This is a genomic window from Nocardia pseudovaccinii NBRC 100343, from assembly GCF_001613225.1.
Lineage (GTDB): Bacteria > Actinomycetota > Actinomycetes > Mycobacteriales > Mycobacteriaceae > Nocardia > Nocardia pseudovaccinii.
Genome location: NZ_BDBY01000443.1, coordinates 1 through 7313 on the forward strand (window position 1 = coordinate 1; position 7313 = coordinate 7313).

General features: G+C 65.1%; 12 protein-coding genes. 1 reads left to right on the forward strand and 11 read right to left on the reverse strand.

Features of this window, described 5'->3' with window-relative positions; all coding sequences use genetic code 11:
• Positions 1–354: hypothetical protein (locus tag NP3_RS49585; protein WP_169814697.1), on the forward strand; the 354-nt coding region annotated here is incomplete at its 5' end.
• A 76-nt stretch (positions 355–430) separates the two neighbouring features.
• On the opposite strand, the gene NP3_RS45545 is transcribed toward NP3_RS49585, so the two are convergent.
• The 11 genes from NP3_RS45545 to NP3_RS45595 form a co-directional block, all read right to left on the reverse strand.
• Positions 431–1225, reverse strand: coding sequence for a hypothetical protein (locus NP3_RS45545; RefSeq protein ID WP_063047907.1), 795 nt, complete (start codon positions 1223–1225; stop codon positions 431–433).
• Entirely contained in the window at positions 1225–1431 is a 207-nt protein-coding gene (locus NP3_RS45550; RefSeq protein ID WP_063047908.1) for a hypothetical protein, read from the reverse strand. The genes NP3_RS45545 and NP3_RS45550 overlap by 1 nt, the downstream gene beginning before the upstream one ends.
• Positions 1428–1817 carry a hypothetical protein gene (locus tag NP3_RS45555; RefSeq protein WP_063047909.1) on the reverse strand — a complete coding sequence of 130 codons (390 nt, stop codon included), beginning with the start codon at positions 1815–1817 and terminating at the stop codon, positions 1428–1430. The genes NP3_RS45550 and NP3_RS45555 overlap by 4 nt, the downstream gene beginning before the upstream one ends.
• Positions 1814–2287 (reverse strand): hypothetical protein, encoded by a 474-nt coding sequence (locus NP3_RS45560; RefSeq protein ID WP_063047910.1) that lies wholly within the window; start codon positions 2285–2287, stop codon positions 1814–1816. Before NP3_RS45560 ends, NP3_RS45555 begins: the two co-directional genes overlap by 4 nt.
• Positions 2284–2583 (reverse strand): hypothetical protein, encoded by a 300-nt coding sequence (locus tag NP3_RS45565; protein ID WP_063047911.1) that lies wholly within the window; start codon positions 2581–2583, stop codon positions 2284–2286. The genes NP3_RS45560 and NP3_RS45565 overlap by 4 nt, the downstream gene beginning before the upstream one ends.
• A 148-nt stretch (positions 2584–2731) precedes the next feature.
• On the reverse strand, positions 2732–4081 hold the full coding sequence (locus NP3_RS45570) for an AAA family ATPase (RefSeq protein ID WP_063047912.1): 1350 nt from the start codon (positions 4079–4081) through the stop codon (positions 2732–2734).
• Positions 4078–5625: a hypothetical protein gene (locus NP3_RS45575; RefSeq protein WP_063047913.1), complete on the reverse strand. Its 1548-nt coding sequence runs from the start codon at positions 5623–5625 to the stop codon at positions 4078–4080. The genes NP3_RS45570 and NP3_RS45575 overlap by 4 nt, the downstream gene beginning before the upstream one ends.
• Positions 5626–5714: 89 nt before the next feature.
• Positions 5715–5957: a hypothetical protein gene (locus NP3_RS45580; RefSeq protein WP_063047914.1), complete on the reverse strand. Its 243-nt coding sequence runs from the start codon at positions 5955–5957 to the stop codon at positions 5715–5717.
• Positions 5954–6355 (reverse strand): hypothetical protein, encoded by a 402-nt coding sequence (locus tag NP3_RS45585; RefSeq protein ID WP_157125001.1) that lies wholly within the window; start codon positions 6353–6355, stop codon positions 5954–5956. The genes NP3_RS45580 and NP3_RS45585 overlap by 4 nt, the downstream gene beginning before the upstream one ends.
• Positions 6352–6585, reverse strand: a complete 234-nt coding sequence (locus NP3_RS45590) for a hypothetical protein (RefSeq protein WP_063047916.1) — start codon at positions 6583–6585, stop codon at positions 6352–6354. The genes NP3_RS45585 and NP3_RS45590 overlap by 4 nt, the downstream gene beginning before the upstream one ends.
• A gap of 6 nt (positions 6586–6591) precedes the next feature.
• Positions 6592–7313 (reverse strand): AAA family ATPase (locus tag NP3_RS45595; RefSeq protein WP_063825093.1); only part of this gene is annotated, 722 nt, incomplete at its 5' end.

The following is a 7313-nucleotide window of genomic DNA, read 5'->3' on the forward strand; positions in this document are numbered from 1 at the left end:
CCCGGCTGGCACGACACCACCTGCGACAGCCATGAGAAGGCAGTCATCTCCTGCGTCAGCGCGAACACCGATTTCTCCCTCACCCTGGCCTATTTCGACACTCCCGAGGCCGCGGACCGGCAAATCCAGCAACTGTCCACGCATGAACAGGTGCGTACCGAAATTCACCCCGACGTCTCCGAACCAGTGAAGCTGATATTCACCGACCCCTCGGCTCAGTTCAGCGTGAGCTACACCGGATTCAGCACCGATTCCGACCGCAACCGCTTCACGGTGAAAATCGAGCAGTACGAAACCCCCTCCGACGACGATCAGAAGCTGTCGCTGTGGAAGTCCATGCCGCTCGGTATGTGACGCGCGCCAGCCCGGGCTGAATGACGGTCCCGGCCGCCGATCGTTGTGTCTGATCAGCGGCCGGATCCGTCAGCGGTTATTCCACTATCACGACGACCATTTGGCCGGTGATCTGTTGGACGAACAGGTCTGGGTTGACGTGCCCGTCGGCGCGGTGGCGTGCGCCGTGGTCGCCGACTTCGATGTTGACGCCGTGGCTGTCGATGGCGGCGTGGCCCCCTTCAGCATCGCTGTCGTCGATGATGGCTAACAGTTCCCCGCCGACGAAGAAGGATTCTCGCGACGGTGGTTGTGGTGTGCCGGGCGGGAAGTACCGGAACAGGGCGGTTTCGGAGATCGTGGTCGGCCCGGTGTCGGTGTGGCGTTGGACGTGCATGACCACGACGTAGTCGGTGTCGCGCCACGGCCGTGAGAGCCGGTAGGCCCACACCGGTCCCTGATATGCGTCGGCTGCGGGGAACCGCAACCGCAGCGCACAGCCATCCGGCGGTGTCGGTGCAGGCGGCACAGGTGTCTGCGTGGGTGGTTCACGCAGCAGCGTCGCGATGTCGATCACGATGACACCCGCTCGGGCGGCGCGTAGCTCGAGTGGTTCGACGGGGCCGTGGAAGGTCGAGCCAGGGCAGATAATAGGGCTGGTGTCGCTGGCGTAGTCGTAGGCGTCGAGGATTCGCTCGCAGTCCTCGCATCCGCAGTAGAGCTGCCGGATCATCAGTAGTGTCTTGCGGATCGGCAGGGAGTGCCATTCGTCGCCGCAGTGCGGGCACACCTCACGGACGCCGCTGTCGGGTGCGGTGGCGAGTTGTTCGTCGACGAGGGTGTCGATCTCATCGACCACAGCACGGTCGGGGGTTGGATTGTGTTGTGGCATCAGTGGATTCCGAGTTCGTCTAGTTTGCCCTCGAGCGCGTCAGCGGCGGCGTCGGGATCGGTGTGAATGGCGCGCAGGTGGCGAATGCGCCCAGCCTGGTCGCGGTAGACAGTGCTCGCCGCCCACCGCTCAGGTCGACGAGGGTGTGAAGGCAGCTTCGCGATGATGATGGGGTTGGAGGTTCCGGGGGCCAGGATTGGTCTCATAGCCTGCTCCCGGCGACGCCTCGGATGCGCAGATCGGCGACGTCGAGGGCGTCGGCCCATCGGCGTCCTTTGCCTTCGTGGGATTGAACGATGTTGAGCCACAACAGGTCTTGACCCCACACACCGAAACGCACGAAATGCATGACCGTCGCGGCGGCGCTGAGGGCGTAGGCGTCGTGTTCGGCGAGCAGCTCGGGGTCGGCACCGAGGTCGAGCAGCGCGCGACCGATCAGGCGTGACCCTTGCCAGCGGCCATCGGCGTCGCGCACGACGTAGCGGTCACCGTGGGGGTGTTCGACAGTGGTGGGGGTGGTGGCATCTGGTGTGGCCGCGACGATTTCGCGGACCTTCTCCACCAGCGCGGTGGCGGTGATGACTGCACTCACAACAACTGCCCCTTACCGATACGGTCGATGACCTCGGTGAGGTCGTCGACGGTGTTGGTGGCGAAGAACAACTCGTCGGCCTGGCGCACCGTGAGTCCGAGCCGTCGCCTGGCGTAGGCGCTGGCGCGCAGGTTGCGCCCAGTGGTCAGATCACGGGCGGTAGTCAGGTCCGGGGCCAGCTGCACCGGTGGGCAGACGGTGTCATCGGCCAAGCCCGCGGTGCGCAGGGTCATCGAGTCGTAGGCCCATGCGACATCGGGGTCGAGTTGCACGACCCACCCGGCGAAGCACATCGTGGTCCGGCAGACCGGCGCACCGTTATCGGCATGGACGATGTCGTGGATGTGAACGAATCGATACGCCCGCTGGTCCCACTCCATACCCGGGTAATGCGGATGGTCGGGCAGGTGGCCGATTGTGTCGAGCACGCGGCGGGCGAACCGGATATCGGGGGTGGCGCGGCGGATCATGACCGAACCCCGTGGCCGGTACCCGGCGCGATGCCGACGAGGCGTCCCGCCGACAGCAGCCGCATACGGTGACCGGGCAGCCACGTGGCTTCGCAGCACGAGCAGTAGCCGGTTTCGCGGTCTTGGCCGCCGATCATCGTGATCCCCGGCTCCAGTGTGGAGGCTGGGCAGGTCGGGCAGCGTCGCCCCGACAGAAACCTGGTCAGGCTCGACACGATCCGCGCGGCCGTCGAAGTCCCGGAATCATCGGCGCTGTCGTGCGCTTCCGGGCAATACAGTTCCATGACGATTTTCATTCGTCTCTCCCGTAGATGCAGTATTCAATTCACGCAGGCGATTTCGGTGGTGCTAGCCACAGATGAAATCCCCTGCACTACAGTCTATTTCACTGAATTTTGATCTTCAATACCTCTATTTCGTTGCTGGACAATGCAATTCGTTGCCTCAACCGTCGAACACTCCCCGGCTGCGGCACAGACTGAAATAGTTCGCGGACGGTGTCCACGGCAGACCATGAGTGGAATGGTGCAGCTCATGCGGGAACAGGCGCTCGTCGCGGGCGTAACGCCATTGGCGCAGGTTGACTACGGTGGGGTGTTCCTCGTCCTCATGCCCGCGTCCAGGGACGATGCCGTACCCGAATTCAGGCCAGCGCAGCAGCAGCGACGAACCGATCGGGCGCACCGACCGCGACCGGCCGTCCGCGGCGTGCGGGATGTGGCCTTCCAGGATCAGCGTGAACCGGTATTTCACGCGCAACCGGTCCAGGATCCGCACCAATTCCCGTGCACCATCAGCGGCTTCGGTATCCAGCGCATTCAACCGATACAGCGGACCAGCCACCACCAGCACGGGCTGATGCGCAGCAATAGCGGCTTCGATACGGCGCAACTCCCGCGGATCCTCGAGACGCACACCGTCGGGGCGAGCCTCGATACGCAGCTCGTCGTTCCAATCCGGGCGCGGATGGTTCTGCTGATCGCAGACCGCGTCGACACGGGCGACGATATTGCGGTAACGCCGCCGCAGCTGACCGGGCAGGTTCTCCGCGTCGATCACCAACACCCGATGCGAAGTGGACTGTGGCGCACCGGCACCGGTGATCGGGGCCGCCAGGAACGGGTGCAGGCCCGCGGTCACCGCGCACGCAATCTGGGTCAGCAGCGTCGATTTCCCGAGTCCTTCGATACCGGTGAGGATCATGCGGTCCCCGTACTCGAACAGCTGCGGGATCAGCCAGTCGTAGGAATCGCTGCCGGCCAGCAGCTCAGCCACCGATGGCGGTAGCGCCGAAACTCCTGGTGCGGCAGGGTCGGTGAAATCCAGATCCAAGTCCTCGCGCGCGCGGGCGACGACTTGACCAGTTAACGACAGGTCCCCGGTCTGGTGCAGGGTGTGGAGTTTCTGGATCATGCGGGTGGCTTCGGCGACGGCGGTGCGGGCGTGCCAGAGGGTGATGATGCGGTCGGCGAAGTACGGCACCGAGCCGGGTACGCCCTTGCCGAGCATCTCGAGGGTGAGCATGCGCAGCCGCTGGGTGTTTGCGCCGAGTTCGCCTCTGCTGGCGGCTTTTTCGATGATCACGACCGGATCAGCGGGTCCTCCCTCGCGCAGCACATCAACCAAGGTGGCGTGCAGCAACTGATGCGCGGGCCGATAGAACGCGTCGGTGGGGATATCAGCAACCATCCGCGCGACCTCGGTGTTGGCTTCGGCGTAGAGCGCCGCGCCAAGGACCTGTTGTTCGGCCTCGATATCGCACATCTCGGGCTGCTCCCAGTTCTCGGCGTTCACCTGCGGGCCTCGTGGAGGCGTTCACGCAGCTTGGAGGCCGCCCAGATACCGCCGTTGAGCATCGCGGCCAGCTCGGCGCGCAGCAGGTCTTGGTGGACGCCGTCGCCGAGGAGCGCTTCGAGTTCGGCGCGCAGGGCTTCCCGCGCGCTGCCGGGTGCGCGGCCGCCGTGTCGGGTGATGGCGTCGATGTGGTCGCGGGCCAGCCGGAACGCCATGGCCCGGACCTCGCCGGGAGTGATGGGGTCCGGGACGGGTAGCGGAGTCTGCGCGGCGGCCATCCGCCGCGCATAGCCGGTGTCGCCGTGCGGGTCGAAAAGCCTATCTGCCTTGGGGTTTTCGCTCACGTCGCCGGTATCGAGGTATTCGGCGCGAGCGTCGATGACCGCGGCTGCTCGGTCGAGATCGGCCTGGGCGTGGGCTCGGTGGACCGGTCCGGCGTGCGGGTCGTCCAGCACCGCGACCGCGTCCGGCGCGAGCCGAGCCAGCACACGGCGGCGCATCGCCGGGGTCGCCGGGATTTCCGGTACGGCGGCGTTGAGCCGGTCAGCGACGTCGTGCCCGCCGTGACGAGGCCGCGGCCCCAGCCTCGACGGCGGCGACGGTGACTGCGGCGGTTTCTCCCGCTGTGGTTTCCCCTCCCGCGGGTTACTTACCGCAGGGTTGTCTCCCAAAGGAATAGAAGGATATATGACTTGTAACTTGTGAGACGCGTACACGAGGCCCGCTGCGGCGTCAGTGGTTTCGCTAGCGATTCCGGTAGCAGTTTCGCTTGTTTCCCGTTGTTTCGCCGTGCCTCTCGATGTGCCCGATGAGCTGGCCTTTTCCACCCTTCCCGGGTGGTTGAAGTACTGGTTTTGATGCTTGCGGTAGTCGTGCATGGTGTCGCAACCTTGGCGGCATGGTGCCGACACTGTGCACGCACCGTAGCGGCATGGCGTCGCTGTGGTGCAGTCGTGGTATTGCCAGCATCCCGCCGTGGTGAGCGCGTCACGGATGCGTCGTGGCGCGATCCTGCGGGCCGCAGCGGCGGGCACGACGCCGTTGGTGCGGTTGCGGTGGCAGTACATCCACAACTCGATCAGGGTCAGCTTCGCCACTGGTGAGAGCGGACCGGTGCGATGGTTCTCCAGGAAGTCGACGCTGAGCTTGATATAGCCGCGACTGTCCTTCGCGGGCTTGTCGGCGGCGGCACTGTGGAGGCTTTGGTGGCTGCTGTAGTCGTGCATCACGAACGCCTCCTGCCCGCATGGTGCCGCCGCTGTGCACGCGCCGTGCAGGCACGGCGTTGCCGTGGTGCAATCGTGGTGCTGCCAGCATCCCGCCATCGTGAGGGCCTCACGCAGGCGTTTGGGTACCGAGCGACGCGCGTACGGGGCGGGAACGACACCGTCGGTGCGGTTACGGGCGCAGTACATCCACAACCCGATCAGGGTCAGCTTCGCTACCGGTGAGAGCGGACCGGTGCGATGGTTCTCCAAGAAATCCAGACTCAGCTTGATGTAGGCGCGGGTGTCCTTTTTGACCTCGGCCGGTTCAGCGGACATACCGGTACTCCGAAAAACGGTGCACACCAACCGCCCCCATCGCGACGCGCGGACCGCAAATTCGGTGCACGGGGGCGGAGGCGGGGCGATCAGTCGAGTGGCTCGACATCACGGGATTCGTGTTCACCGTCGTGCCAACGCCGTTCGGTCACACGGGCACGGCCGCCACCGCTCTCGACGATGTAGTCGCACTCGTAGAGCACCCGCACCACTCGGCCGTCTATATCGCGGCACTGATGGATCACCGACCATTCCTGGCCGTCGCCGAACGGGTCATTCTCGCCCGAAAGAGGCGATGACGCTGGCGTGCTGGCGGTCTCATGCGCGGTCATGGTTTGCTCCGCACCGGCGTGTACACCGGCTGGGGTGTTCTGCGGGCCCGTGTCTGCGATGAGCGGATGCGGCCTCGTTTGAGGGCAGTGCTGATCAGCCAGTGGATTGTCCCGTCATCGAGCGGGCAGACCTGCTCGAGGGTGAAGGGGTGTCCGTGTTCGATGAGGGCGTCGAGGTTGTCGGAGATGCGTTGCTCGGCTGGCGAGAGGATCAGGCAGTCGTACCGCAGGATCCGGGTTTGCAGGGTGCCCACCGTGATTCCGAGCTTGCGGGCGATCGCCTCGTGGCTCATCAGCGATTGGCGCAGGAACCGGTACTCCTCGACGAAGACCATGCGGGCGTCCTCAGCGGCGATGCGTGCGGCGCTGGGCTGAGAACGCCCGCGGCGGGGGCTCATGCCGACCTCGGCTGCGCGAGCTCATCGAGGTATTGGTGGTAGTGACATTCCCGCCACCGCAGTGGCCCGGAATCGCCGTTGAGCCGGAACCCCTTGTCCGCCAATGGATGCGGTTTCACTTGAGCCCGCCACTGCAACACCAGCTGTTTGGTCACCTTCAACCGTGCTGCGATCTCGGCGGTGTCGAGCAACCCGTGCTCGCACCCGTGTGCGTCACAACGTTTCGTCATTGCTTCTCACCCCCTCTCCTGTCCGTGGTTTTCGAAGGTCTCGGCCGAGGCGCGGCGCTCGGCCTGCTTGGCGTCGACGGCTTCCATGGCTGTCTTGATCGCCACGATCAACTCCCGCAACGTGGTCGGAGCCCCTTCGAGGTCGACCGTGGGTGCACCGAGCAACCGATAGGACTCGATCTCGAGGTAGACCCCGCGCAGCTGATCCATCGATTCCACGTCGAGGATCCGCTGCCGGAACTCGGCAACGGTGGGAACGTCTTCGCCGCCGTCGAGCCAGTCGGCGATCTGGTTGGCCAGTTCCGCGCCGGGGGTGGGGATCACCTGGTTGGTCAGAAACGGCAGGCGGGTCTTGGAGATGTGCAGGTTGTTGCGCAGGTCGAGGTCGGCGACGATGTCGAATTCGAACTCGAGGCCTTCCCGCTGCACCGGGCGGGTGCCGACCTTGCGCGGGACCGACCGGCCTTTGCCGTCCTCGTCGACGACGTATTCGGTCTTGGTGCGCATGGTGACGATCAGATGCCCGCCGAAGGTGAGCATCGCCTCGACCATCCGGCGTTCGTCGGGGTTGGCTTCCTTCCATCCCGAGAAGCTGTTGCTGCCTGATTTGCGTCTGTCGACCTGCTCGAGCATCCCGTCCTGGCCCATCCAATAGTGCGACCAGGAATCGATGATCAACGTGGTGAACCCATGACCGGCCGCCACCCCGAGGATTTCGACCAGGCTGG